25 protein-coding genes and 2 pseudogenes (1 of these 27 running past the window's edge) are annotated in these 26,672 nt (G+C 53.3%); 12 read left to right on the top strand and 15 right to left on the bottom strand.

Features of this window, described 5'->3' with window-relative positions; genetic code table 11:
• Positions 1-716 carry the 3' portion of an IctB family putative bicarbonate transporter gene (locus tag RHH27_RS08805; RefSeq protein WP_302678078.1) on the top strand. The gene continues 682 nt to the left of window position 1, outside the view, so only the last 716 of its 1,398 coding nucleotides appear in the window; its start codon lies beyond the left edge, outside the window; the stop codon is at positions 714-716.
• Here RHH27_RS08805 and RHH27_RS08810 read toward each other — a convergent pair.
• Positions 685-966, bottom strand: a complete 282-nt coding sequence (locus RHH27_RS08810; protein WP_302678079.1) for a hypothetical protein — start codon at positions 964-966, stop codon at positions 685-687. The two genes, RHH27_RS08805 and RHH27_RS08810, sit on opposite strands and share 32 nt — an antisense overlap.
• An 821-nt stretch (positions 967-1,787) precedes the next feature.
• On the opposite strand from RHH27_RS08810, the gene RHH27_RS08815 reads away from it, so the two are divergent.
• Positions 1,788-2,885 carry an ArsA-related P-loop ATPase gene (locus RHH27_RS08815; protein WP_302678080.1) on the top strand — a complete coding sequence of 366 codons (1,098 nt, stop codon included), beginning with the start codon at positions 1,788-1,790 and terminating at the stop codon, positions 2,883-2,885.
• Between the two features lie 6 nt (positions 2,886-2,891).
• Here the strand turns inward: RHH27_RS08815 and hisD are convergent, their stop codons facing one another.
• From hisD to RHH27_RS08840, 5 genes are all read right to left on the bottom strand, one after another.
• A complete protein-coding gene (gene hisD, locus RHH27_RS08820; RefSeq protein ID WP_206199836.1) occupies positions 2,892-4,187 on the bottom strand; it encodes a histidinol dehydrogenase in 1,296 nt (431 codons plus the stop codon).
• Positions 4,188-4,328: 141 nt separating this feature from the next.
• Positions 4,329-4,820 carry a DUF29 domain-containing protein gene (locus tag RHH27_RS08825; protein ID WP_302678081.1) on the bottom strand — a complete coding sequence of 164 codons (492 nt, stop codon included), beginning with the start codon at positions 4,818-4,820 and terminating at the stop codon, positions 4,329-4,331.
• Positions 4,804-5,892, bottom strand: a complete 1,089-nt coding sequence (gene ruvB / locus RHH27_RS08830; protein WP_302678082.1) for a Holliday junction branch migration DNA helicase RuvB — start codon at positions 5,890-5,892, stop codon at positions 4,804-4,806. The genes RHH27_RS08825 and ruvB overlap by 17 nt, the downstream gene beginning before the upstream one ends.
• Before the next feature lie 21 nt (positions 5,893-5,913).
• Positions 5,914-6,909 carry a ketol-acid reductoisomerase gene (gene ilvC / locus RHH27_RS08835; RefSeq protein WP_149818542.1) on the bottom strand — a complete coding sequence of 332 codons (996 nt, stop codon included), beginning with the start codon at positions 6,907-6,909 and terminating at the stop codon, positions 5,914-5,916.
• 102 nt (positions 6,910-7,011) lie between these two features.
• A complete protein-coding gene (locus RHH27_RS08840; RefSeq protein WP_181494467.1) occupies positions 7,012-7,296 on the bottom strand; it encodes an RNA-binding protein in 285 nt (94 codons plus the stop codon).
• A 234-nt stretch (positions 7,297-7,530) separates the two neighbouring features.
• Here RHH27_RS08840 and mnmA point away from each other — a divergent pair, with 234 nt between their 5' ends.
• The 8 genes from mnmA to RHH27_RS08880 all read left to right on the top strand — a co-directional run bounded on the left by mnmA (position 7,531) and on the right by RHH27_RS08880 (position 15,497).
• Positions 7,531-8,640, top strand: a complete 1,110-nt coding sequence (gene mnmA / locus RHH27_RS08845; protein WP_206199839.1) for a tRNA 2-thiouridine(34) synthase MnmA — start codon at positions 7,531-7,533, stop codon at positions 8,638-8,640.
• A gap of 14 nt (positions 8,641-8,654) precedes the next feature.
• A complete protein-coding gene (locus tag RHH27_RS08850) occupies positions 8,655-8,885 on the top strand; it encodes a DNA-directed RNA polymerase subunit omega (RefSeq protein ID WP_206199840.1) in 231 nt (76 codons plus the stop codon).
• A gap of 5 nt (positions 8,886-8,890) precedes the next feature.
• Entirely contained in the window at positions 8,891-9,571 is a 681-nt protein-coding gene (locus tag RHH27_RS08855) for a hypothetical protein (RefSeq protein ID WP_302676150.1), read from the top strand.
• Between the two features lie 25 nt (positions 9,572-9,596).
• The gene (locus tag RHH27_RS08860; protein ID WP_302678083.1) at positions 9,597-12,188 is read left to right on the top strand and encodes a TIGR03960 family B12-binding radical SAM protein; all 2,592 of its coding nucleotides are present in this window, start codon (positions 9,597-9,599) and stop codon (positions 12,186-12,188) included.
• Positions 12,185-12,880, top strand: a complete 696-nt coding sequence (locus RHH27_RS08865) for an N-acetylmannosamine-6-phosphate 2-epimerase (protein WP_206199843.1) — start codon at positions 12,185-12,187, stop codon at positions 12,878-12,880. Before RHH27_RS08860 ends, RHH27_RS08865 begins: the two co-directional genes overlap by 4 nt.
• 119 nt (positions 12,881-12,999) lie before the next feature.
• Entirely contained in the window at positions 13,000-13,635 is a 636-nt protein-coding gene (locus tag RHH27_RS08870) for a peroxiredoxin (protein WP_149818527.1), read from the top strand.
• A 125-nt stretch (positions 13,636-13,760) separates the two neighbouring features.
• Positions 13,761-14,456, top strand: a complete 696-nt coding sequence (locus RHH27_RS08875; RefSeq protein ID WP_302678084.1) for a DUF3153 domain-containing protein — start codon at positions 13,761-13,763, stop codon at positions 14,454-14,456.
• 6 nt (positions 14,457-14,462) lie between these two features.
• Positions 14,463-15,497 carry an AI-2E family transporter gene (locus tag RHH27_RS08880; RefSeq protein ID WP_206199845.1) on the top strand — a complete coding sequence of 345 codons (1,035 nt, stop codon included), beginning with the start codon at positions 14,463-14,465 and terminating at the stop codon, positions 15,495-15,497.
• Here RHH27_RS08880 and RHH27_RS08885 read toward each other — a convergent pair whose 3' ends face one another.
• The 8 genes and pseudogenes from RHH27_RS08885 to RHH27_RS08910 all read right to left on the bottom strand — a co-directional run bounded on the left by RHH27_RS08885 (position 15,498) and on the right by RHH27_RS08910 (position 22,787).
• On the bottom strand, positions 15,498-16,145 hold the full coding sequence (locus RHH27_RS08885; protein WP_302678085.1) for a hypothetical protein: 648 nt from the start codon (positions 16,143-16,145) through the stop codon (positions 15,498-15,500).
• A 299-nt stretch (positions 16,146-16,444) separates the two neighbouring features.
• Positions 16,445-16,609, bottom strand: a pseudogene (locus tag RHH27_RS13400) (DNA methyltransferase); the annotation flags it as partial.
• A gap of 212 nt (positions 16,610-16,821) precedes the next feature.
• Positions 16,822-17,697 (bottom strand): DNA adenine methylase, encoded by an 876-nt coding sequence (locus RHH27_RS08890; RefSeq protein WP_302678086.1) that lies wholly within the window; start codon positions 17,695-17,697, stop codon positions 16,822-16,824.
• A 13-nt stretch (positions 17,698-17,710) separates the two neighbouring features.
• A pseudogene (locus RHH27_RS13305) lies at positions 17,711-17,999 on the bottom strand (N-6 DNA methylase); the annotation flags it as partial.
• Positions 18,000-18,046: 47 nt separating this feature from the next.
• The gene (locus RHH27_RS08895) at positions 18,047-19,354 is read right to left on the bottom strand and encodes an aminopeptidase P N-terminal domain-containing protein (RefSeq protein ID WP_302678087.1); all 1,308 of its coding nucleotides are present in this window, start codon (positions 19,352-19,354) and stop codon (positions 18,047-18,049) included.
• A gap of 424 nt (positions 19,355-19,778) precedes the next feature.
• Positions 19,779-20,843, bottom strand: a complete 1,065-nt coding sequence (gene cobD / locus RHH27_RS08900) for a threonine-phosphate decarboxylase CobD (protein ID WP_302678088.1) — start codon at positions 20,841-20,843, stop codon at positions 19,779-19,781.
• A 5-nt stretch (positions 20,844-20,848) separates the two neighbouring features.
• The gene (locus tag RHH27_RS08905; RefSeq protein WP_190278230.1) at positions 20,849-21,175 is read right to left on the bottom strand and encodes an HU family DNA-binding protein; all 327 of its coding nucleotides are present in this window, start codon (positions 21,173-21,175) and stop codon (positions 20,849-20,851) included.
• 409 nt (positions 21,176-21,584) lie between these two features.
• Positions 21,585-22,787, bottom strand: coding sequence for a phosphoglycerate kinase (locus RHH27_RS08910; RefSeq protein WP_302678089.1), 1,203 nt, complete (start codon positions 22,785-22,787; stop codon positions 21,585-21,587).
• Between the two features lie 154 nt (positions 22,788-22,941).
• Between RHH27_RS08910 and RHH27_RS08915 the strand changes: the two genes are divergently transcribed.
• Positions 22,942-23,331 carry a universal stress protein gene (locus RHH27_RS08915; RefSeq protein ID WP_206199852.1) on the top strand — a complete coding sequence of 130 codons (390 nt, stop codon included), beginning with the start codon at positions 22,942-22,944 and terminating at the stop codon, positions 23,329-23,331.
• A 107-nt stretch (positions 23,332-23,438) separates the two neighbouring features.
• A complete protein-coding gene (locus RHH27_RS08920; RefSeq protein ID WP_302678090.1) occupies positions 23,439-25,997 on the top strand; it encodes a DUF3536 domain-containing protein in 2,559 nt (852 codons plus the stop codon).
• Here RHH27_RS08920 and RHH27_RS08925 read toward each other — a convergent pair.
• Positions 25,994-26,584, bottom strand: coding sequence for a Uma2 family endonuclease (locus RHH27_RS08925; RefSeq protein ID WP_302678091.1), 591 nt, complete (start codon positions 26,582-26,584; stop codon positions 25,994-25,996). The two genes, RHH27_RS08920 and RHH27_RS08925, sit on opposite strands and share 4 nt — an antisense overlap.
• Positions 26,585-26,672: the final 88 nt, after the last annotated feature.

Raw genomic sequence — 26,672 nt, forward strand, 5'->3', positions numbered from 1 at the left:
TGAATACAGCAAGCCTGATATTGACGTTTAGCCGTGGTGGTTGGTTGGGGTTGGTTGCGGCGACGATCGCTGGGGTGGGGTTGCTGGGGATTTGGTTTTGGCCAAGGTTACCGCTGCAATGGCGGCATTGGGGGGTGCCAACTGTGGGGGGGCTGGCGATCGCCCTCTGTATTGGTGCGATTGTGAGTGTGGCGCCGCTGCGGGAGCGAGCAGCGAGTATTTTTGTTGCCCGAGGGGACAGTAGCAATAATTTCCGCATTAATGTTTGGACGGCAGTGCAACAGATGATTTGGGCACGGCCTTGGCTCGGCATTGGACCGGGGAATGTGGCCTTTAACCAGATTTATCCACTCTATCAGGTGAATGTGCGCTTCACAGCATTGAGTGCCTATTCCATCTTTCTGGAAATCCTTGTGGAAGTAGGGGTGATGGGCTTTAGTGTCTTTCTCTGGTTGTTGGCGGTGCTCGCCGATCGCGCGTGGCGTTGTTTGCGGGCGTTACGGACAACAGCAAACCCTCAAGGGTTCTGGTTGATGGGAGCTGTGGCAACCATGGTGGGAATGCTCACCCATGGGTTGGTAGATACGATTTGGTTTCGCCCGGAGGTGGCTACCCTTTGGTGGCTGATGGTGGCGATCGTTGCCAGCTTTGCGCCGTTGGCAGACCGAACAGAGAATACAGCCGCTAACGGTCTGGATGCTGAGCCGTCAACCTAGGCATAAGCTCGGGATCGCCCGCTTGATCTTGCCAGCCACAGTGGGAGCAATGGCACTGACCTATCTTGAGTTGGGAGTGATGGATGGGTTGCCGACACGCAGGGCAGCGACCGGTGAAGTAAGGGTGGTACATCAGCATCCGAATCTGCTCAACAGGAGGAAGATGACCAATCACTTGCTCAAGACTGGCTGTGGGGGATTCTAGGGAAAACATCAGGGAGTCCACAGGAACGTTCGTATCGGTTGGCACAATCTCTTTTTTTCAGTGTGCGAGCGATCGCCGGCAAGGGGAATCGTAGAAATACGGAAATCTTCCCCCTCTAGCCTGTGGAAAACTCCAAAAAGCCTGTGGAAAATTCTGGGGAAAACCTGTGGAAAACCCCGGAAAAACTCTGAAAAACTGTGGAAAACTTTTTATTCTTTTTCCACTAAGATAATGGCTTGTGGAAAAACCCCCCACTTTTTCCACAAGTTTTCCACAGGGGGGAAGTGGCTCAAAGTCGCTCTGCAAGCGGGTTTCCGAAAATTTTTCCACATTTCCACAGCCCCTACTACTACTATAAATATTATTTAAATAATTTAGTAGCAGTAGTAGATCCCTAGATCTAAGGGGAATAAGATTCTGCCAGAGAAAAATAAAAGATGTGATTTGGGGAACGTGGGGTTAGTTTGAAGCTGGCTTAGAGCTTGAGGAAATCTTGGTTGAGAGGGTTGTGATACTGGGAAACATTAGGAAGACAAGAACAAAACGAAAGGTTGAGATGGCTAGAGGATCAGAACTTCCAAGTGCTTGGGGAAAACTTTGGGGAATTTGGGGAAAACTGTGAAAAAGGATTTGAATTTAGGTTCAGGATGCTCTAATAAGGATCTGTTTGCGCCGCGAAAAATTTTTTTGGCCTGAGAAGGGTCTAGAAGCTCCTAGAAGGAGGGCGATCGCCCTAGTGAGTAGGTTTTATCGTTGAGGGGATTTTGCTGCCCATAGAGGCGATTTTATGAGGGGTTGTCTAGACAACCTTGGGATAACCGTTTGTCGATAGGATAGTCCAAGCAACTACCGTCCTCAAACTTGCCATGACACGCATTGTTACTCTCCTAGGAGCAACCCCAGAACAACAAACGGCACTGGGTCTGGCCATTGCCCAGTGGTTTGCCGAGCGACAGCAGCGAACCTTGTTAGCGGTGCCGAGTCCAGCCACTTCCCTGCAATTTCTCATTGGCAGTCCAGATCGGGCGATTGGTTGGCAACCCAAGTTGCTGTCGGAGGGATTAGCGATCGCCGAGCTGATGGCCACTGAAAGTCTCAACGCGGCATGGCAAGAACTTAGCCGTTTAGTGGAACCCTATTTGCCCCAAGAATTGGTGGGTAAGGTTTATGCGGGCGAATTGGTGATCTTGCCGGGGATGGATACTTTGCTGACCCTAAATGCGCTGCGCGTGCACTACAGCAGCGGTGAGTACGATGTGATTGTCTATGTGGGGGGGAATAGTCAAGATACACTGCGGCTGATTGGGTTGCCCCAAGGGTTGGCATGGTACTATCGCCGCTTTCAACGTTTGCTGGATCAACTGGATCTCAACGCGATCGCCAATGCGATTGGGGGGCCGATCGCCAGCGCAATTATGGCGGCCAATATTGACACCCAAAAAGTGCGTGAGCGTTTCGGTGAGGCGAAGGAGTGGATCGATCGCGGTGTGCAGATTGCCGCGGACTCGCAACGGTTATCGGTGTTTCTGCTAACGGATGGCACAGTGATCTCAACCGCTCAAACCGAATGGTTATGGGGCAGTGCTCAACAGGTGAATGTCCCTATTTCTGAGGTCTTTTGTATGGGGGAACCCACGCCAGAGGTCAGCCGCACGTTTGCACCGCTACGCATTTCCGCTCTTCCTAAAGACTGGAACAACTGGCAAAGTCTTGTTTCCTATCTTCCAGACTTGAACCAGCTAGGAGCGGCACCGGCTCCCTATGAGTTTGATGAGACGCAACAACAGGTGCGCATTTTTCTACCGGGATTTCGCAAAGATCAGGTGAAACTCAGCGAGTTTAGTGGGGAACTGACGGTGGAAGCTGGCGATCAGCGGCGCCACATTGAGCTACCCCCTAGCCTCAAAGGCAAACCCGTTCGCGGGGGTAAATTTGAAGCTCCCTACTTGATCGTCAGTTTCTAAGACTTTCTAAGGTTCAAGGCGCAGACGCACAGAGTCGCGGTGGGAAATCAGGCCTTCTGTTTCAGCGAGGGTCATGACCGCTCCCCCCTGTTTGCGCAAGGCAGCAGGGGTGTATTGAATAATGCTGGAGTGTTTGAGGAACGTTTCTACGCCCAAGGCAGAAGCATAACGGGCGGCACCAGAGGTGGGCAGGGTGTGATTGGGACCCGCGAGATAGTCGCCAACCGCTTCAGGGGTGGAATAGCCGAGGAAAATCGCACCGGCATGGCGCACCTGCTCGACAAGGCTCCAAGGGTCTTCGACTTCCAATTCCAGATGTTCAGGGGCAAAGTGATTGGAGAGTTCTACCGCTTGTTCTAGGCTCTCGACAATGCCAATCAGGCCATAGTGGGCGATCGCCTTCTCGGTGAGAACCCGGCGCGGATGGTCAGCCAATTGTTCGTTCACCGCTGTAACCACCGCCTTTGCAAGGGGCAAACTCGGAGTCAGTAAAATGGCCGCTGCCAAGGGGTCGTGTTCTGCTTGAGCTAGCAAATCAGCGGCAATGTGAACAGGATTGGCCGCCTCATCGGCAATGATTAAGACCTCTGAAGGCCCTGCTAGGGAGTCAATACCAACCCGCCCATAGACTTGCTTTTTGGCAAGCATGACATAGAGGTTTCCCGGCCCTGTAATCACATCCACGCGGGGAATCGTTTCTGTGCCATAGGCAAGGGCAGCAATGGCTTGGGCGCCACCAACGCGATAAATCTCTTGAATTCCCGCTTCTTGGGCGGCAACGAGAACCGCAGGATTAATACCTTTGCCCTGACCGGGAGGGGTGACCATGACAATCCGCTGCACACCGGCCACCTGAGCGGGAATCGCATTCATTAACACCGTACTCGGATAGGCAGCCCGTCCCCCCGGCACATACAGTCCGGCAGCATCAACAGCAGTGTAGCGTTTGCCGAGGACAATGCCATCTTCACCAAATTGCACCCAACTTTTGGGCACGCGCTGGCGGTGGAAGGCTTCAATTTGCTGCTTGGCAAGGCGAATGGCATCGAGGAGTTCTTTGGACACCTGTTGGTAAGCGGCATCCAGTTCATCTCCTTTCACTCGTAAGGTTTCGGGGGTGAGGTCAATGTGATCAAACTGGGCAGTGTACTCAATCAGGGCGCGATCGCCTTCCTTGGCCACACGGCGCAAAATTGCCTCAACAGTAGCCTCTTGGTCGCTCATCTCCCCGCTATCGGTGCGATCGCAAATGCGGCGTAGTTCAGCGCGTAGGTCGGTTAACTGGGTGATGATCCGCAACATGGTCGTTCACGTAGGCGAGGCAGAGAGTCGGGGAAAGGTTAAAAAACCTTAATCAACCCTATCAATAGCTTACAGCGATTTTCCAATTACAGGGGCGGGCTAAGGCTGGCCAACAACGAGTGCTTAGGGCAAGATCGCGATTCACGAGACTGAGCCTTCGGAGTTCGCATCAGATTGCCAAGGCAGCCACTCCTCATCTAGAGCTTCCTCCATTCTGAAGGCGGGGACTTCCGGAATCACGTCAGGGGATAACCCAATCGCTTTCAACATATTTTTCCTTGACTTTTGATAGGAGTCTAGGAAAGCTGCCTTTGCAAATGGCTGAAGACTGGGGCTATCCTGCAAAATTAGCGCAATTTCTAAACGGAAATGACTAATCTCCAACAGCCAACCCCTATAGCAGTATTGTCGCTCAGTTTCCCAGTATTTGAGCTTGAGAAGATGCTCACAAAGACGCAGTAGATAGCTGAATAGGGCGCGTTTTTCGCTTCGACCCAAGCTCTCAATCTCCTCAATTAAATTTTCCACATCTAAGTTGTCAAAGTTCCCTGCCTTGAGGTGGGCAACGGTCTCCTTAAGCCAAAGGTAATAGTCGGTCTCATAGAGGAGTTGGGTCTTAAGACAAGGGGTCATGGGGACTAGATAACAACGGCAACTGGTTTTCTGGTGGAGTATAGCCTAGGTGTTGCCAAGCGCGGGGAGTGGCAACGCGGCCTCGGGGGGTTCGTTGCAGATAGCCCATCTGGAGCAGGTAGGGTTCATAGACCTCTTCAATGGTTTGCACATCCTCACCAGTGGCTGCAGCAAGGGTTTCAATGCCCACAGGCCCGCCTTGATAGGACTCAATTATCAGACTGAGGAGCCGGCGATCGCTCCAATCCAAGCCTGCTGGATCCACATTGAACAGTTCAAGGGCAGCGGTAGCCACCTCTAGGCTAATCGTGCCATCGTGCTTCACATCGGCATAGTCCCGTACCCGCTTTAGGAGCCGCAGGGCAATGCGGGGTGTACCCCGACTGCGGCGGCCAATTTCTAGAGCGGCTTCAGGAGTAATGGGAGTTTGTAAGAGGGCTGCCCCCCGCTGAACGATCTGCTGGAGTTCTTCGGGATGATAAAAGCGCAAGCGCTCCACTAAACCAAAGCGATCGCGCAAGGGCGAGGTCAAGGCGCCGGCACGGGTGGTTGCTCCCACAAGGGTAAAGCGATTGAGTTTCAGTCGTCGCGTGCGTGCCGTTTGCTGTTTGCCCACGGTGAGATCAAGGTAAAAATCCTCCATGGCGGGATAGAGGAGTTCCTCGGTCATGCGGGAGAGGCGGTGAATCTCATCAATAAAGAGAATATCCCCCGCTTGCAGGTTCACCAAGAGACCCACAATGTCACGGGGGCGTTCCAAAGCTGGGGCACTGGTCACTTTGCAGTTGACCCCCATTTCTGCCGCTAAGATCAAGGCAATGGTGGTTTTCCCTAAGCCCGGCGGGCCATAGAGCAGCAGGTGATCAAGGGGTTCTTGGCGTGCCTTGGCTGCCTCGATCGCAATGTGCAGCACATCCTTGAGTTCCTGCTGGCCAATGTAGTCGTGCAAAAAGCGGGGACGTAGGGACTCTTCAGCCGGCGAGTGCTGTTCCTCTGGGGTGGGTTGGTTGGAAAGCAGTAAAGGGGGGCGCGATCGCTCCGGCGGTGAATTTTGCGACGAAATAATCGCCATTGGTGCCCCCTAGGGCAAAGCTTAAGCCCGTTTTAACCAACTAAACATGGAACGCAGTTCTTGACCCACCTGTTCAATGGGGTGTTCTGCCTCCCGTCGCCGCATGGCTGTAAAGCCCGGTTTACCCGCCATATTTTCCAGCACAAACTCACGGGCAAATTGACCCGTTTGAATTTCGTGGAGAATTTTGCGCATTTCCGCGCGGGTCTCCTCGGTAATAATCCGTGGACCACGGGTGAGGTCGCCATATTCTGCGGTGTTGGAGATGCTATCCCGCATTTTGGCAAGCCCCCCTTCCACAATTAAATCCACAATCAGCTTCACTTCATGGAGACACTCAAAGTAGGCCAGCTCTGGCTGATAACCGGCCTGCACCAACGTTTCAAAGCCAGCCTTAATCAGGGCGCTGAGGCCACCACAGAGCACCACTTGCTCACCAAACAGATCGGTTTCTGTTTCTTCGCGGAAGGTGGTTTCCAGAATGCCGGCACGGGTGCCTCCAATCCCCTTGGCGTAAGCCATGGCTAAATCGCGGGCTTGACCACTGGCATTCTGATAGACTGCAAACAGGCAGGGTACCCCTTCCCCTTGGGCATAGGTGCGGCGCACGAGGTGACCGGGGCCTTTGGGCGCCACCATCACCACATCCACATTGTCGGGGGGCACAATCTGGCCAAAGTGAATGTTAAAGCCGTGGGCAAAGGAAAGGACATTCCCCGCTTGCAGGTGGGGGGCAATCTCCTGCTCATAAACAACCCGCTGAACTTCATCGGGCAGAAGAATCATAATCCAGTCGGCCAGTTTCGCAGCTTCCGCCACGGAGTGCACCGCTAGACCATCGGCACGGGCGCGCTCTGCAGAACGACTGCCGGCATAGAGACCCACCACAACATTGAGACCGCTATCCCGCAGGTTGAGGGCATGGGCGTGGCCTTGGGAGCCATAGCCAATGATGGCGATCGTTTTGTCCTTGAGGAGTTCTAATTGGGCATCTGCGTCGTAATACATGCGCGCCATAGTGATGATGTTCCTTTCCAATTGCATTCAGCAGGTCGTTATTATTTCTCTACCACATTGGCAGAGCCGATATAGCACCTCCTAGAGGGCTAGTTGCGGGAGTTAGCGATTACGGGAATAACGATTGTTCCCACCGCCCATGGCTTCACGGGGGCGTGCCTTGTTGACCTTGAGTTGCCGTCCCATCCACTCGGCACCGTCGAGATCAGCGATCGCCGCATCTTCTTCAGCATCCGTGGACATTTCCACAAAACCAAAGCCCCGCTTACGGCCTGTTTCCCGATCCACCGGTAAATAGACTTGTTTGACGGAACCGTACTCGGCAAAAACGGCCTCTAGGTCTTCTTGGGTGGCCGTGTAGGAAAGGTTGCCGACATAAATAGACATAATCTGATCTGCTCCAAAGCAAAAATTGAACCCTGTGTTGACGCTGACTTCGGAGAGACGACTGTCACGTAACCAACCTTCCCTAAAACCGAACTCAAGAATCGCTCTACTTAAAAAACTCAAGCGGCGATTACTCGCCAACCTTGTCTTCCGATTATAGCCGATTGCGATCGCCTGCGCTGCGAAAGTAGGGATGCTACCCTAAAAGAGGTAGATTTTTTGTGAATCTTAACAATGTCCGATTTACCGGCGGTTGTTGTGGGCCTTTCCGGCGGTGTTGATAGTTCCGTGGCCATTGCTAGCCTCAAAGCTCAAGGGTACCCCGTTGTTGGTCTGACGCTGTGGCTGATGAAGGGTAAGGGGCAGTGCTGCTCTGAGGGGCTAGTGGATGCGGCGCGTCTTTGTGAGGAGCTGGGAGTCCCTCACCATATTGTGGATAGCCGCGAAATTTTCGAGAAATATATTGTGAACTATCTGGTCAGTGGCTACGCCAGTGGGGTGACACCGCTGCCCTGTTCCCAATGCAACCGTTTGGTGAAGTTTGGGCCGATGCTCGCCTATAGCCGTGAGCAACTGGGGATTGACTACATTGCTACCGGGCATTATGCCCAAGTGAAATACAATCCCACGAGCGATCGCTATGAACTGTGGCGGGCGGTGGATCGTCATAAGGATCAAAGCTACTTTCTCTATGACTTGCCCCAAGAGATTCTGGCTCATGTGCTGTTTCCTCTTGGTCAGCAAACCAAGGCGCAGACCCGTGCCCTCGCGGCGCAGTATGGCCTGCATACCGCCAGTAAACCGGAAAGCCAAGATCTCTGCCTGATTGAAGCCCATGGCTCCATGCGCCGATTCTTGGATCAGTATCTGCCCAGTCAGCAAGGGGAAATTGTCGATGTCCATGGCCGGGTGCTGGGGTACCATCAGGGGATTCACCACTATACGATTGGCCAGCGCAAAGGCTTGGGAATTGCGGCACCTGAACCGCTTTATGTGGTGGCCTTGGATCGGGAACACAATCGCGTCATTGTCGGCGATCGCGCCACCGCCGGCCGTCGTGAGTGTACAGTGGCCCGGGTGAACTGGGTCTCGATTCCCCCCCCCACAGAACCGATCACAGCCACGGTACAAATTCGCTATCGTACTCCTCCAGTGCCGGTGACTATCATTCCCGCTGCCAACGCTGAGCAGGTACAATTGGAGTTTACTGAACCGCAATTTGGGGTAACGCCGGGGCAAGCGGCGGTTTGGTATGCGGGCGATCGCCTGCTGGGGGGCGGCATTATCCAGCCCTTTGTGACACCGACACCACAACCCCTACAAGCAATGGCCACCCACGTTTAAGGAAAAGACTGACCATGCAAAAGCGCCTTCATTACTCATCCTTGGAAATTAACCGCCGAGCAGAAGAATTAATCAAGCACTCCGCCAATCGCTATCGGATTACGGTGCAAATTGCCAACCGGGCGAAACAGCGGCGGGGGCTAGAGGCCAGTGAAGATCTCGATGATCTGCCCCTGAAGCCGGTGACCCGTGCCATTATCGAAATGTCCGATGAAATTGCTCAACCGGAGTTACTGGCAGATTAGGCGCCATGGGAAGACGACGGGGCTGGACGTTTTTGGGCTGGGTGACGTGGGGGTGCTTGCTGGCACTTCTGTGGCTGCCCCTGAGCAGTACTTGGAGTGTGGGGCGATCGCAACCTGACCCCAACCTACCCGATGCCCCTGCCCAAATTCTCATTAACCCGCGGCTGGTGGCAGAAACCCTCTATCCGAAGTTGCCCGGTTTGCCGAAGGAAAACCACTATATCCGTCAAGACAACCGTCAGCCGGCACCAGAAAGTACCCTCCTTGAGCGATTCATTGTCTATCACACCACTGTCAAAGGGCGATCGCCCCTCTACCGTTTTGACTGGAAAATTTCCCTTGCTGACTATTTGGGGCTGAATGACTTCCTGCGCAGAGAAACCTATCCGGGACGTTCTTACCTGACAGTCAACCCCATGGAAGGGGATATGGCTGCCATTCGCCAACTCAATCGCCAACAACGGGATGCCTTGGTGAGCACACTGGCCACCTTCTACGCCCAGCAAGCGGGGTTACCCACGACTACACCCCAGCGTCCCCAACCCCAAACAACACTGCCAGAACCGACATGGAGACCCCCCACCGTTCTGCCCCCCGTTCCCCAACCCGGCAGTGCTGGACTTTTGGCGCCCCCCGAACCCCCCCGCCCGCTGCCCACTGGGGAATCCCGTTTTTTACTGCCCTAGATGTTTGCAATTGGGTTCATGAGTCATGGCTGTGCCGATTACTGAGTTGCTCACCCCAGAGATTCTCAAACCTGCTCGCTATTTGGGCAATGAGCGAGGGGCAGTTCATAAGCCGTGGCAGGCCGCAACGGTGCGCTGGGTGCTCAGCTATCCGGAAATCTATGAGGTGGGCGCCTCGAACTTAGGACACATTATTCTCTACAACATTCTCAATGCCGTCCCCGATCAACTGTGCGATCGCGCCTACTTACCCGCAGCGGACTTAGCCGCCAAATTGCGAGTGACCCAAACTCCCCTTTTTGCTGTGGAATCGCGCCGCGCCCTGCGGGAGTTTGACCTCATTGGCTTTAGCCTCAGTTATGAGTTGGGTGCCACGAACATTCTGGAAATGCTCGACTTGGCCGGCCTACCCCTGACTTGGCGAGAACGCCAACAGGCACCCCTAGAAGAGATTCCCCTTATCTTTGCCGGTGGACAGACAGCGACATCAAACCCTGAACCCTACGCTGACTTCTTTGACTTTTTTGCCCTTGGGGATGGCGAGGAACTCTTGCCCGAAATTGGCCTCGTGGTGGCAGAAGGCAAACGAGCCGGCTTGAGTCGGCAGGACTTGCTATTGGATTTGGCACAGGTGCCGGGGGTCTATGTGCCGCAATTTTACGATCGCCAAGGGGATGGCGCCGTCAAACCCAATCGTCCCGATGTGCCCGAGCGCATTTTGCGGCGAGTAGCTACCCCGATGCCCCACTATGCCATTGGCTTGGTGCCCTATGTAGAAACCGTTCACGATCGCCTGACAGTGGAAATTCGCCGGGGCTGTACGCGCGGCTGTCGCTTTTGCCAACCGGGGATGCTCACCCGCCCTGCCCGCGATGTTGCCCCCGATGAGGTGATTGCCGCCATTGAAACGGGGATGCGCGCCACGGGCTACAACGAGTTTTCGCTACTGTCGTTGAGTTGCTCCGACTATCTAGCTCTGCCCGCCGTGGGTGTGGAAATTAAAAATCGCCTGCAAAACGAGAACATCTCCCTCTCACTCCCCAGCCAGCGGGTGGATCGCTTTGATGAAAACATTGCCCACATTGTCGGTGGCACGCGCCAAGGGGGACTGACCTTTGCGCCGGAAGCGGGAACGCAGCGGCTACGGGACATTATCAACAAGGGGCTGACCAATGCGGAATTGCTGCGGGGGGTCAAAACTGCCTACGAACAGGGCTGGGATAAGGTCAAGCTCTACTTTATGATTGGCCTGCCGGGGGAAACTGATGCTGATGTGTTGGGCATTGCTGAAACGATCCGCTGGCTGAAGCGAGAATGCTGGATCAAAGGACGCAAGCCCCTGAGCTTTAACCTGACCATCTCTAACTTTACCCCCAAGCCCCATACACCCTTTCAGTGGCACGCCGTCTCCACCAGTGAGTTTCTGCGCAAACAGGAGCTACTGAAGGCGGAATTCCGCACGATCAAGGGGCTAAAGGCCAACTTTACCGATGTGCGCATCTCAGCAATGGAAGACTTTGTCGGTCGGGGCGATCGCCAACTGGGGCCAGTGATCCGCCGCGCGTGGGAATTGGGGGCACGGGAAGATTCTTGGTGGGAAAGCCTCGATCGCGCCTATGCCGCTTGGACGCAAGCCATTCAAGAAGCGGGTCTGGACTGGAAATACCGTCAACTGGAAGCGGGTGAGTGGAATGTCTTTAGTGGTGGCAGCCACAACCTTGATGCGCCCCTGCCTTGGGATCACATTGATACGGGCATTAGTAAAACATGGCTGAAGGAAGACTTGCAGCGTGCCCTAGAAGCGGTGGTCGTTCCCGATTGTTCCTTTGAGGGCTGCTCCCATTGTGGCGTCTGTGGCATTGACTTTGGCCATAACGTGGTCGTGCCGCCCCCCCCGATTCCGCCTATTCAAGGTCAACCCCAAGCCCCCCAAGAACGGGTGCAACGTCTGCGCCTCACCTTTGGGAAAACTGGGGAAATGACGCTTCTCAGCCATTTAGATCTACTGCGCCTCTTTGAGCGAGCAGTACGCCGTGCCCATCTACCCATTGCCTTTACGGGGGGATTTCATCCTTCACCCCGCATCTCCACCGCCAGCGCCTTGCCCCTTGGGGTGACCAGTTATGGCGAAATTGTTGATCTGGAATTTTATCGCGAGGTGGAGCCGTCAACGGTGCTGGAGCAATTGCGGCAACAACTGCCGGCGGAGGTGCCCCTTTACACCTGTGCAGTGGTGCCCTTAAGTGAACCGGCAGCAAGTCAAGCCCTGCGGGCAGCTACTTATGAACTGCTCATCCGTACCCCTGAACCTGTGGAGCGGGACACTTGGCAACAGTGGTTAGAGGATTTGCGAGCCACCCCTGAAATTCTCTATGAGCTAACCACCAAGTCAGGGAAAACCCAAGTGGTGAATTTGCGCGATCGCCTGCTGCAGATCCGCCTCAAGGAGCACCAAGACCACTGGCCTGCCGTCAGCCTCATCTACACGGGAGTCTGTCGCAATGATGGCACGTTCCTGCGGCCAGAGCATTGTCTGTACCTCCTAGAAAAAGTGAGTGGTCTGTCCTTGGAACTGGGGGCGATCGCCCGTCAGAAATTACACCTCGAAACGCCATGAACCTAGCAACGCAAATTCGCGGCGGTCTGATTGTCTCCTGTCAAGCCCCGGCAGATTCCCCTTTGGCGGCGCCAGAAATCATTGCCGCTATGGCAGGGGCAGCGGTTTTGCGGGGGGCAGTGGCCGTGCGCATCAATACCCCGGCCCATATTCAGGCAGTGCGCCAAGCAGTAAAGGTGCCCATTATTGGTCTCTGGAAGCAAGTTTTGCCCGAGTACCCTGTGTATATTACGCCTCGCTTTGCCGATGCGGTGGCCGTTGCGACAGCAGGTGCTGATGTGATTGCCCTCGATGCCACAGCGCGATCGCGCCCTGAACCCCTACAGGACTTGATTCAGCGAATTCACGATGAACTGGGCAAGCCCGTCATGGCCGACATTGACTCCCTTGCAAGTGCTGAAGCGGCGATTGCTGCCGGTGCTGATTGGGTGGGCACGACCCTCTTGGGTTACACCGAAACCACGGCGCATACCCCACCCCCCAGTTGGGCGCTCCTGAGTCAGCTGGTTGAGCACCTCAACGTGCCTATTCTCTGTGAAGGGGGGATTGCCAGTCCCACAATGGCTGTAAAAGCTTTGACTTTGGGGGCTTGGGCAGTGGTCGTGGGCACCGATATTACAGGCATTGACCTCAAGGTGCAGCAGTATGTCCAGACCCTAAAGGCAACGACGATTGAAAATTCTCAACCCTAAATCCTATCCAATTCTATCGGTTTGTATATTTTCCTCTATATTCCGACCGATAAACGAGAGTTTGTGGCAAGATAGAATCCGTAGCTAAAGATACATCGTTAGCCTAGGAGCCACCATCTATGAGCCTAAAACTTGGGGATGTCGTACCCAACTTTACCCAAGCCTCTTCTATGGGGGAAATCAACTTCTATGAGTGGGCAGGGGATAGCTGGGTTGTACTGTTTTCCCACCCAGCGGATTACACCCCCGTTTGTACGACAGAACTGGGCGAAGTGGCGCGGTTACGCTCAGAATTTGAGAAGCGCAATGTCAAAACCTTGGCCTTGAGTGTGGATAGTGTGGAGTCCCACCTCGGCTGGATCAAAGACATTGAAGAAGTCAACAACGTCAAGGTGGATTACCCGATTTTGGCAGATGAAGATAAAAAAGTCTCCAACCTCTACGATATGATCCACCCCAACTCCCTCAACAACCTGACGGTGCGCACAGTCTTTATCATTGACCCCCAAAAACGCCTGCGCTTGACCTTGACCTATCCCGCCAGCACGGGGCGTAACTTTGCTGAGATTCTGCGGGTGATTGATTCGCTGCAACTGACGGACAACTACAGTGTGGCCACCCCCGTCAACTGGCAAGAGGGTCAAGAGTGCGTGATTGTGCCTTCCCTCAGCGATGAAGAGGCGAAGCAGAAGTTTCCCAAGGGCTTCAATGCTGTTAAGCCCTATCTGCGGTTGACACCTCAACCCAACAAATAGCCTAGATTAGCCTAGACAAGTCATGGCGACACCCTGAGCTGTTCGGGGTGTTTTTTTGTGCCTTGGCAGCATCCCAAGATAGGATAATCTTGCACAGCAAAACCAAGGAAAGGAATAGAGGCGGAATGCAGCGCTGGATACTTTGGCTCTTGATACCCCTTGTGGTCTGTTTGAGTGGATGCGTCCAAGCAGATATGGTCATCCAGCATCAGGGACAAACTGGGGGGAACCTCACCTACACGCTGACGCTGCCCCAACCCGATCTCCCTTTTACCGAACAGGTGATTCAGCAGGCGCGCCGCTTGGGGGGAACGATCAAGGAACGGGATAAAACGCATCTTCAGGTGACGATTCCCTTTGACACCAGCCAGCAATTGGCCACTGTCCTCAACCGCATTGGTGGTGTGCCCTATCTTCCCCAAGTCACTGCTGAGGCGGATATTTTTGACCAGAACTGGTTGCTCTTTGTGCGGGAGCGCTTTCGCTATGACATTGATCTGCGCCCCTTGGGTATTGAGTCCCGTGATCAAGCTGTTCTTGTGGCACCGCAGTCGCTCCTGAAGTTTCAACTTGCCCTAGAAACCCCTTGGGGGGCGCGCCCGATTGAGCGTCCAGCCACTACTGCTGATACCGTGGTCAATCCTCATGTTCAGCGGGGGGGCGATCGCCTGACTTGGACATTGATGCCCGGTTATCTGAATCACCTAGAGGCAGCCTATTGGTATCCAAGTCCCTTGGGTTGGGGCACACTGGCGATCGTGGGCTTGCTGGTGCTGGGCAATTGGTTACGCACTCGCCTGCCTAGGAGTCATTCAACCTAGAGTCCCATGAGATGGTCTGGCCCGCCGCAGAGTTGGCAACGGTATCTTGCCTATTTAATAGCGGGACCTCTGATTGTCCTCAATCTCTGGGTGGCGGAGCAAGTTTACCTCTATTTTGAATATCCGATTAATCTCCTTGTCATTGCCGCCATTTTGGCTTTTTTGCTCAATCAAGTGGTGATTCGCCTCTGTGCTCGTGGTTTGCGGCGGCGGAATGCGATCGCCTTGGTGTTACTGATTACCCTTTTGGTGGTCAGTGTCTTGATGCTGTTGCTGCTCCCCCTTGCTATTCAACAGGCGGAAGAACTCCTAAATCAACTGCCAGAGTTGGCGGATACGGGCAATCAAAATTTGCGCCATCTAGATCAAGTGCTGCGCCGCTACCAGTTCCCTGTGGGGGTGAATGACTTGATGGAAGAGCTGACGATCCAGCTCAAAGGGATTGCCGCCATGTTACCGGGTGTGGCGATTACAACCCTAACTAAATTTGTTGATGTGCTCCTCGTGCTGATCCTAACGGTGTATATGCTCTTTTATGGCAGTGAGATTTGGCGCGGACTCATGAAACTGGTACCCAAGCCTTGGCGGCAGATGGTGGATTACTCGCTGCGGCTGAATATTCGCAGTTTTTTCTCGGCACAGCTTTTTTTGGGGCTGTTTATGTTTCTTGCCCTGATTCCCTTTATGATCGCCTTCAAGGTCAATTTTGGCTTTCTCTTTGCCCTGATCATTGGTATTGCCCAGCTCATCCCTGTGGTGGGGGCGACCTTGGGCATTGGTTTAGTAACACTGCTTATCCTTTTTCAGGATGCGTGGCTGGCTTTGAATATTTTCGTGATTGCTGTGGTCTTGCAACAAATTAAGGATAACGTGCTTACCCCGAAGTTACTGGGGGACTTGATGGGCCTGAATCCCCTCTGGCAGTTTATTGCGCTACTCATTGGCGGACGGGTGGCGGGTTTCTTGGGAATTTTGCTGGCCATTCCCCTAGCCGCAACACTGAAAACCGTCCTCGAGTCTGAGCCTGTCGAAGACACCTAACTAGGCGATCGAATAACTAGGCGATCGAAACGTTTTGATCACCGTACACACCCCATGACCGCAAATGTTCATCATGACGGCATTTGTAGCCCCGCCAATCACGCCACTCACAAGGGGAACGGCTCGCGCAGGTAGGGTGAGACTTTTACTCGAGACCTTGCCAAAAATCTGCTGCAAAAGGGGACGCGGAAGCTGCCTGAAGACCGCCATCAGCACTTGGGATAAATTTTTTTGCGCCGCCTGCCGGCCAAAGGTCTTGAAGATTTGCCGACAAAATTGGGTACCGAAGTGGTTTGCAAGTTCAGCGGCAGTAACCCCCAAGGCAGTGGGAATCAGCATCATCAGCACATTTTCGTTTTCAGAATCTAGGCCATAGATGGTGAACAGCGCCGCTGCCAGCTTGATTTGGGCATGGTAAAAGTAGGCAATATCGAGGGGCACGCCAGCCCAGCCCATGACGCCAGTGGCGACTCCAGAACCCACTGACCAGAGGGTGGCTTCATAAATTGCATGGTTGGCCATGCGATCGCGATCGCCCCCCCAGCGAGGATCATGGAGAAATTGGTATCCCCACTGCCGCCCCTCTTCGATGGCAAGGAGCATGAGCTTGAGCAGCCAATCGGGTATAGACGCTGACGCTGTGGCCATAGGCTTAAGAAATAATTGTCAACTTAAGGGATGGCATTGGCATAAATCTACCACAGTCAAAATTGAGCAACAATCTAAAAATGTAAAGTTTTAATAAATAAAGTTTTAATAAAAATTATTGGCTAAAGTGTTGGACTGCATGGATGAATGTGAAACTTCAGGGGAGCGATCGCCCCTTGGCAATTTCTCACCGCTACGCGTTTGTTATAGACGGTATCATTCATCGAGGCACTGTTGAACACGCCCAGATTGACCAATAATTCGAAATCTTTTTTCTTTTTCAACCCGATCTTAAGGTGTTATTCTCTATCTGCTTCTGCAGCTTGCCTTAATGCTAAGAAAGCTTCTTTGAGAGGCTGACTCACTGCACTATCGGGTTCATTCAATACTAGCTTTTGATACGCGTCCAAAAACCTGGCTCGTGACCTGTGGAAAAAATGCAAAAAGTGGCGCAAAAAACCTAGTATGGCTTTCGGGGATCAACATCTGGTCGGTCTATTTTGGCTAACAGACAAGCCATAAGAAGTCTTGTGCACGCCCGATTACTAATCTGTCGGCACACATACTCAATCCGTGAACGAATATCATGGTCTGAAATAGCCGAATTGTTTATATCTTGATAAGCACGTTTTAGGATGTTTGTAAGAGCCTTATCAGGTGTACTCATTGTTTTTTCCTAAAATAATGTCTTTTGATTGATCGCTTTGGGGGCATAATTTGTCCACAGAATCTCAGTTCGCTCATCTTTGGTCGAATGTATTGTTTTGCTCGGGGCGATATTTTTGTACCAATTCGGAGAAGGATACAACTCGTCCATTAAATCGCAATCGTAACCTGAAATGGCAACAATACCTTGAACTGAATTCAGCACGGACGCCAGCTCACGATGTTCTTTGTTGCTCATTTCATAAGCGTAAGCGTTACTATCGCCCCGCGTGTCATGGACATAAGGTGGATTACAGTAAAAAAGCGTATCTGGTGAGTCGTACAAACGTATGACTTCAATAGCGGGTCTATTTTCTATTTGAACACGCAACAAACGCAGGGCTATATCTGGTAAGTCTTCAATTGCACCAAGCCAGCGAGACACAGCTCCTGACATACCTGCTCTACTCGTGTTTTTGCAATTTGCCCAGCGTCCCAGTGTTGCAGATTGAGCTAGACCAGTTCGCACTTGACGGGCGCGTACATAAAACCTTCTTGCACGTTCAACAGGATCTAAAGATGGGTCTATTTCACAGGCGATTGAAAATTCTTCACGTGAAAAAGGGGTGAGACCAATTGCTCTTATCAAACGCTCTGACTCATCTCGTAAGACGCGGAAGAAATTTGCAACCTCACCATCAACGTCATTATATGTTTCTACAGCTGAAGGTTCTCGGTTCAATAAAACAGCAGCCGAGCCCCCAAATGGCTCACAGTAATGGTGGCAAGAGGGTAATAGAGGCAAAAGCCAATCAAGGTGTGAATATTTTCCACCATACCAACCAAATGCTATTATCCTTTTTCTGCTTCGCTTGACGACTGGGGAAGGTGTGCCGTTTCTCTTCATTACACGATGAGTGCCTTTTGCGATACTTCTCGGTATTGTCCTCTACGATGTCGATACCATAAATTGATGCCACTGCCAGCACCGTGTAGCGCTCATATTCAAGTTGAACCTTGGCATAACGGGCTTCCGCGCGAGGATTTCTACCAAGAAGTTGCCAGTACCGCAGGTGGGTTCCAAGAAACGCGAGTTAATGCGTTCGGTTTCTGGCTGGACTAAATCTAGCATGGCCTGCACGATGTGCTGGGGGGTGAGACTTCACCATGGTCAGGAACGCGGCGTTTGGATTTGACAGTTTTTTCCACGGGGACTTGCTGTAAAGGACTCAATGAGGAGGACTTCCTGCTTTCTATTATTTCGGCACAGCTGCTGTCAGTACTTCGTGCCCCTCGGTGGTGACCAAGACATCGTCTTCGATGCGCACACCAATGCCGCGCCAGCGATCGCTAATCTCGGGCTGACCCTCAGCAGGAGTTGCTTCGAGGTGAATATAGATTCCCGGCTCCACTGTCAGCACTTGACCCGGTTGCAGCGTGACCCATGTTTCTTTGTTGTGCTTGTAAAGACCGACATCATGGACATCGAGACCCAGCCAGTGACCGGTGCCATGCATAAAGAAGGTGCGATATTTCTGGGTATTGTTCTCTTTGCCTTCGTTGATCAGATCGTCAATCGCTCCCCGCAGCAGGCCAAGCTCTACTAGACCCTCAACGATCACCCGCACCGCCGCATCGTGGATTTGGTTGTAGGTATTCCCCGGTTGCACCTGCTCAATGGCGGCTTTTTGGGCAGCGAGGACAATATCATAGATCGCCTGTTGCTCGCCGCTGAACTGGCCACTCACAGGAAAGGTGCGGGTAATATCAGCGTTGTAGTAGCGATAGGCACAGCCAGCATCAATTAAAAGTAAGTCTCCTGCTGCCATTTGCCGTTGGTTCTCAGTGTAGTGAAGTACACAGGCATTCGACCCCGAGGCAACAATCGAGGGATAGGCCGGGCCATCGCCCCCCCGTAGGCGAAACAGATGCTCTATCTCTGCCTGAATTTCATATTCCCAGCGTCCGGGGGCAGCCACTTCGCGGGCACGCTGATGGGCTTCGACAGTGATGGCGATCGCTTGGCGCATCAAGGCCAATTCTGCTGCTGATTTAATTTGCCGCATCGGTGCCAAGAGAATACTGGGATCGGCGATCGCCCGTGGGCCTGTGCCCCGTTTTGGTAGTGTCGCCAAGAGGCGCTGATAGTGCTTGAGAATCACTTGATTAAAGCGCTCATTGTGACCAAAGTGGTAATACAGCGGATCCCCCGTCTCCAAATAGCGAGGGAGGTGCTGCTCTAGCTCACTAATGGGATATACGGCATCGGCACCTAATTGCTCCTTGGCTGCTTCTACCCCAAGGCGTGCCCCTGTCCAGATCTCTTGGCTGAGATCCTTGGGCTGCACAAAGAGAACATAGCGATGCTCACTGTGGTTTGGCGCAAAAACAGCAACGGCCTCTGGCTCATTAAAGCCCGTGAGGTAATAAAAGTTACTTTCTTGGCGAAAGTTGTAGTCCACATCATTGTGCATGATGGCGCGCGGGGCACTACAGAAAACAGCGACACCCGTGCCCAATTTCTCTAAAAACTGCTGCTGTCGTTGCTGGTACTCTGTTTTCATCGCGCCTTGAAGAGTGGGTCAACCCTTGGGAATGATGACCCTGAAGTGGTTTGGTGGGGGCGGAGGGACTTGAACCCTCACGACTTGTTTAAGGTCAACGGATTTTCATCCTCCTGCCGCTTTCGCGACCACCCCTTGGGTGTTGAGGATTGGACTCTCCCTTTACCCGCGTAGAGGATCTACGGTAGGGTAGCTCCCGTCGAGTCTCTGCACCTTCCGTTTCCAGTCTGGGTTTGAGAAACGGCTTGGCTCAGGATTGCCCTATTTGCCCTATGGACAAACGTAGGTTTCCCTGAATTTGAGAGCATTCACTTAATAGATTTCTCTACTAAGGCTCAATTTCTTAAGTCCGCAGCGTCTACCATTCCGCCACGCCCCCTTAAGTACCGCTACTATACCACCTTGGCTTTGGGGGATGCAATTCCTACTGGCGTTGGTAATAAGCCCGCAACCCCTCGAGGAGCCGCTGATTTTCGCTGTCACGGCGCACCGCCACTCGGAAGTAGGAAGCGCCCAATTCGGGAAAGCTGCAACAATCACGAATCAAAATGCGATGCTGCTGGAGGAGGTAGGTTTGCAGGGGCAAAATGGCGTCCGTTGCTTTGATGAGTAGAAAGTTTGCCTTACTCTCGGTCACCACCTTCAGTTCGGGCATAGTATTTAAGGCCGCCGCAAAGGCATGACGCGCTGGCGGTAACCATGCCCACGTCTGTTCCTGAAAGGGGCGATCGCCCAAAGCTGTGACACCGGCAATGATTGCTAGATTATTCACACTCCAAGGATCGCGCCACGATCGCCAGCGTTGCCAACGTTCTGGAGAGGACACACCATACCCTAAACGCAGACCCGCCAGACTATAGAACTTCGTTAGCGATCGCAGAACAATCAAGTTCGAGTACTGAGGCACAACCCCCACTAGGGATTCACTAGCCGCCGGCGGCAAAAAGTCCATAAAGGCCTCATCCACGACCACCAAGGCACCCGTCTCTAACAACGGCTGGAGCTGATTCCGCGACCAGAGCTGTCCACTGGGGTTATGGGGATTGTTAATGAGGATGGCATCTTCAGGGGTTAGGGAGGGCGCGATCGCCCCAAAGTCGCTTTGCACCCGGGCTAGGGGAATCGGCACAATGGGGCAAGCAAAAGACGCCAGTGCCCGCTGGTAGTCAGCAAAGGCAGGAGTAATAAGATAAATCTGCTGGCGATCGCCACACTCGCGACCTACCCAAGTCAATAACTCCGCCGCGCCGTTGCCCACCAAAAAATAATCCCTCGGTAGTTGATGCAGGGTGGCAATAGCATCCACTAAGGGACGGCAATCGGGATCGGGATAGTCGCGAATCGTGGGCAAAGCAGTCTGTAGGGCGGCAATCACTGAATCAGGGGGCCCCCAAGGGTTGAGACTGGCCGAAAAATCCAAAATCTCATCGGGAGCACAGCCAGCGATCGCTGCCGCCCAAGCTAAATTGCCACCGTGGCGGGGGGGCATTCAGACTATTTTTTCTTGCCCTTGGCCGCCGGTTCGGGAGCTGCAGGCGGTGCAACTTTTTCTTTGAAGAGTTTCCCTGCTGAAAAGGCGGGAACGGTAGTTGCTGGGATTTGCATTTTTTCTTTCGTTTTCGGGTTGCGTCCCTCACGGGCCTTGCGCTCCCGCGGTTCAAAGGCACCAAAGCCCACGAGCGTCACTTTTTCTCCCTTGGCCACGGCCTCCATGATTTCCTCGACAGTGGCTGAGATAATCGCCTCAACTTGCTTTTTGGTGACGTTGTTGGTGCTATGGGCACGACTAAACACAGCATCCACGAGTTCAGCTTTATTCATGGGGATAACTCCACAGAAACATTAAAGGTTGTTAATTGAGGAACAAATGGGTGAAAGGCACGAAACCCTTGCCTCTGCTTGCTTTCAAGCCTCATTCTAGAATAGCCAGACCCCAACTGGAACCCTGAAACCTTTAAGATATGTGGTTTTCAGCCACTTTTATCCATTAGAAATTTCTCAAACCCTTGATTCATCAGTCTTTTAGTCTATTCCATCCTCTTTGCAGGGATAGTTTGGGGCAGTGACAGTTGTTAGAAAAATTAACAAATCACGGTGTCCCAAGGTCTGAATATCGCCCCAGAGAACAAAAAAGCCCCATGGCTGAGACGATGGGGCATTCACAAATTTCATGAATTTAATGCTTGGATTCGGAGGATTTGATCACAGCGTATTGGCGATGATCTATCCCCTAGGCATCATCCAAGGCGGCAATACCAGGAAGTTCTTTGCCTTCGAGGAGTTCAAGGCTCGCCCCCCCGCCCGTGGAGATGTGACTCATGCGATCGGCAACGCCCACTTTTTCAACCGCCGCCACAGAATCGCCACCACCAATAATCGTCGAGACGCCCTCACTGGTGAGGTCAGCCAAACAGCGGGCGATCGCCTCCGTGCCCTTGGCAAATTGATCAAACTCAAACACCCCCATTGGGCCATTCCAGATCACTGTTTTGCAATCCTTGAGCGCCTCTTGGAAGAGTTTGACCGAAGCAGGCCCAATATCCAGACCCATCCAGCCATCGGGAATCGCTTCGATACTGACCACTTGACTATTGGCATCGGCGGCAAAGTTATCCGCCACCACGACATCTGTGGGCAAGAGCAACTCCACCCCTTTTTCTTGGGCTTTGGCTGCGAGGTGTTTGGCTAGCTCCAACTTGTCTTCTTCCACCAAGGATTTGCCCACATTGAGACCCCGTGCTTTGTAGAAGGTGAAGATCATGCCGCCGCCGATCAGCAATTTATCCACTTTTTCTAAAAGGGCTTCAATCACACCAATCTTAGAAGAGACTTTCGATCCCCCCACAATCGCAGCCAAGGGACGGCGGGGATGCTCAATGGCGTTTTGGAGATATTCCAGTTCTTTCTCAATCAAAAAGCCCGCCACGCAGGGACTGAGGTATTGCGTCACCCCAGCAGTTGAGGCATGGGCGCGGTGCGCAGTGCCAAAAGCATCATTGACATAGACTTCTGCACAGGCCGCTAGTTGCTTGGCAAATTCAGGATCATTTTTTTCTTCCCCCGGATGGAAGCGCACATTCTCGAGGAGACAGACATCCCCATTGGCCATTGCTTGGGTATGGGCCACCACGGCATCACCAATGCAGTCATCGAGCTTGGCCACGGGTTTGTGGAGCAGTTCCGAGAGCCGCTGAGCCACAGGAGTGAGGCGCAGTTTATCATCCACACCCTTGGGACGGCCAAAGTGGCTGACAAGAATCACCTTGGCACCTTTGCTGATCAGGTCTTGAATCGTCGGCAGTGCGGCGCGGATGCGGGTATCATCGGTGATGACACCATTCTCATCGACAGGAACGTTAAAATCCACCCGCACGAGGACACGCTTTCCTTCTAAGTCGGCAGCCGATAACTGTGCCACGGATTTTTTAGACACGCTAGAGCCTCCTAAATGCGTTAAAACATGGATGATGGTACTAGGGGCATAACAATCCCAGCCAGCGATGGAGTGACCCGTTACAGAACCCTCACCTGACCCTCATTCTACCCAAGGGCGTGCCCTTCCACTTGACTCCAATGAGGTGAACTCTATGTTCAAAACCATTCTTTTTCCCATTGACCGTAGCCGTGATACCCAAGAAGCCATGCCCACTGTGGTTGAGATGGTGAAACTGTTTCAGAGTCAGTTGTTTCTGCTCTCGGTGGAGGAAACCCCAGAACCCGATGCGGAGCTAGAGGCGGCGATCGCGGAATTTTTGAATCGAGTGAAGGAAGCCTTTGCCCAACACGCGATTGTGGCGGAAACACTGCTGCGGCGCGGCAAACCTGCCTTTGTGATCTGTGATGTGGCCGATGAGATCAATGCCAGTTTGATTATTATGGGTTGCCGGGGAACGGGTCTGACCCCAGAGGGGTTTCAAGAAAGTGTCAGCAACCGCGTGATTAATTTGGCGCCCTGTCCGGTCTTGGTGGTACCCTAGCGTAACTGAATCTTGCGGAGCTTAAAGTTTCGTCACAGGCGGCCTAGCCCTTGGGGCGATCGCCGATGACCAAGGAAAGTGAATGTGTTGTCTTGTGGTTGATCTGCATGCTGAATCCAACAGATGTAACGCCGACCGTGTTTTCCCCTGCTGCTGATCAACTGCAAGCCCTTGGGGTGTACGTAACCATCCATGGCCATTTCTATCAGCCCCCCCGCGAAAATCCCTACCTCAATGCCATTGAACACCAACCCAGTGCCCAGCCGTTCCACGATTGGAATGAGCGTATTTACTACGAGTGCTATCGCCCCAATGCCTTTGCGCGGATTCTCAACGATCGCGGTGAGGTCATTGGTATTGTCAATAACTTTGAATACCTCAGCTTTAATATCGGCCCGACGCTCTTTAGTTGGCTCGAACGCTACGATCTTGAGGTCTATCAGCGCATTATTGAGGCTGATCGCCACAGTTGTCAGCGCTTCAATGGCCACGGCAACGCGATCGCCCAAGTCTATAACCACATGATTTTGCCCTTGGCCAACTATCGCGATAAACTCACGCAAATTCGTTGGGGCAAGGCGGACTTTCGGCGGCGGTTTGGCCGCGAACCGGAGGGGATGTGGCTGGCAGAAACGGCCATTGACTATGAAACCGTAGCCGCCCTGATTGAGGAGGGGATTCGCTTTACGATTTTGGCGCCTTCCCAAGCCCAACGCTGTCGTCCCATTCTTGCCGACGGTGAAAGCGAGTGGATTGAAGTCAGTGGCAGCCAAATTGATCCGACCCGTCCCTATCGCTGCTATTTGCCGGGGGGCGATCGCCAGCGGGATTACTTGGATATCTTCTTCTACGACGGCCCCATTTCGCGGGACATGGGCTTTAGCGATCTGCTCACTAGCTCGCAATTTCTAGCGGGACGGTTGGGACAGGCCGTGCGCGGTGATCATCGCCCCAGTCAAATCATTGCCGTTGCCACTGATGGGGAAACCTTTGGCCATCACAAGTATGGCGGTGAAAAAGCCCTCGCCTATGCCTTTAAAGTGGAATTTCCACAGCGGGGCTGGCAGATCACTAACTTTGCCTACTACCTCAGCCTGTTCCCGCCCACATGGGAGGTGGAACTCAAACCCGTCACCGCGTGGAGCTGTGCCCATGGTGTGGATCGCTGGCAGGACAATTGTGGTTGCGGTGGGGGCGGTGAGTGGCATCAACGGTGGCGACGCCCCTTGCGGGAGGCACTGAACTGGTTGCGGGATGAGCTAATTGAAATTTATGAAACCTTGGGCAGTGACCTATTTCAGGATGTTTGGGCAGCCCGCGATGCCTATATTGAGGTGATTGGCGATCGCTCGCCGGAGACTCTGCATCGTTTTTTGGCACAACACCAACGCCGCCCCCTGAGTCAAAGCGAGCAAATTGATGCCCTGCGCTTGCTGGAGATGCAGCACCATGCCCTGCTCATGTTTACCAGTTGTGGCTGGTTTTTTGATGAACTCTCGCGGCCTGAGGGGGTGCAAATCCTCCGCTATGCGGCACGGGCGATCGAACTCGCGGCAGATGTGGCAGGGGTGCAGTTGGAACCCGAGTTTATTGAGCGTCTGGCCGCTGCCCCCAGTAATGTGCCGCAGTTTGGCGATGGGGCAACGGTCTATCACCAGTTGGTGAAAACGGCTCAAATTAGCTTGCAGCAGGTGGCCGCCCACTATGCCATGAGTTCCCTCTTTAATAGCTACCCCCGCCAACATCAACTGTACTGCTATGAGATTGAGCAGGGGGATTATCATCTCCAACGCATGGGCAGCCTGACCTTGGCGATCGGCCAGATTCAACTCACCTCGACGATGACAACCGAGTCCCAACTGCTGATCTTTGCTGTCTTGCACTTGGGGGGCTGGGATTTCCACTGTGCGATTCAACCCTTCCAAGGGCGGCGGGAATATAGCCAGATCAAGACCCATCTCCTGCAAGCCTTCCAACAGGGGAGTGCAGCACGGGTGGTGATGGCAATTACGGAACGCTTTGGGGGGGTAGCCTACAGCTTGGATGATCTCTTTGCTGAGGAACGACACCGTCTCATGGGGGTGCTGGCGCGGGAAACCCTTACGCGCTTGGATCAGCTTTATACCCAAGTTTATCGCGATAACTACGGCATCCTGATGGGGTTTCAGCGGGATGGCCTGAGTGTGCCCCAAGAATTGCAAGTCGCGGCAGCGGTGGCGTTGACCCATCGTGCCATTAGCCATTTGCGGAGTTTAGAGCAAGACCTCAGCGATCTCAGTGATTTGCCCTTGGCGGATCTGCAAAACCATTTGGCAGAATTGATGGCGATCGCCCGTGAAGCACGGTTGTTGGGTTGTCACCTTAGCCTTCAAGAGCAACAGCGACTCCTTGAGCAGCAAATTAGCACTGGATTGCGTTATCTTGCCCACCACCTCGACAGTGACACCCTTAGCCAGTTGAGTCCCCTGCTGCAGGACTTGATCACCATTGGCGATGCCTTAGGTTTGAACCTGAATCTGGATCGGGCACAGGAACAGCTTTATACCCTCATAGGGGATCTGCGCCAGAATGGACAGCGGCTTACAGAGGGCGATCGGCGGCACCTACAAACCTTAGCTATCCGCCTCAAGGTTGATCCCCAACTATTGGTTGCCCTCTCTTCCTAGGGAAGAATCTCCGTTAAATCCAGCACGAATCTGGGGAGCAGGTCTTCCCCAAAGAGGTGCCGAGGGGCGATCGCGACTTCAGGGGGCATTTGAGAACGGTAGATTTCTACCCGTTGATTTTGCGGGTCAATCAGCCAACCTAGGTGCAGACCATTGTCCAGATATTCGCGCATTTTGGCTTCGAGTGGCCGCAGATCATCACTGGCAGCGCGCAGCTCAATTACAAAATCGGGACAAAGCGGTACAAATCCTTGCCGTTGTTCGGGGGTCAAGGCGTGCCAGCGATCGCCTCGAATCCAAGCAACATCGGGACTGCGAATGGCGCCGTTGGGCAGCTTAAATCCCGTCGAGGAGTCAAAGGCAACGCCCAATCGGGATTGCTGATTCCAGAGGTACAGTTGAACAGCTATTTGAAGATGACGCCTGCCAGTTTCTCCACCTGTGGGGGGCATAATGATTAGTTCTCCACGGGGCGATCGCTCCAGCCGCAGATCAGGGTTTTGGCGGCAAATTGCGGCAAACTGCTCATCGGTTAGTTCCAGCACCGGTTGTAGGGCGATCGTCAGCATGGCTGAGCAGCCTCTCATCGCATTTCCACTACCCCAGTTCTAGCAAATTAGGAAAGTTGCCTCTGACCAGACCAAACCTACGTCCAGTTTCGTTAAAATCAGCGAA

The sequence above is a fragment of the Thermosynechococcus sp. PP555 genome (assembly GCF_031583225.1).
Lineage (GTDB): Bacteria > Cyanobacteriota > Cyanobacteriia > Thermosynechococcales > Thermosynechococcaceae > Thermosynechococcus.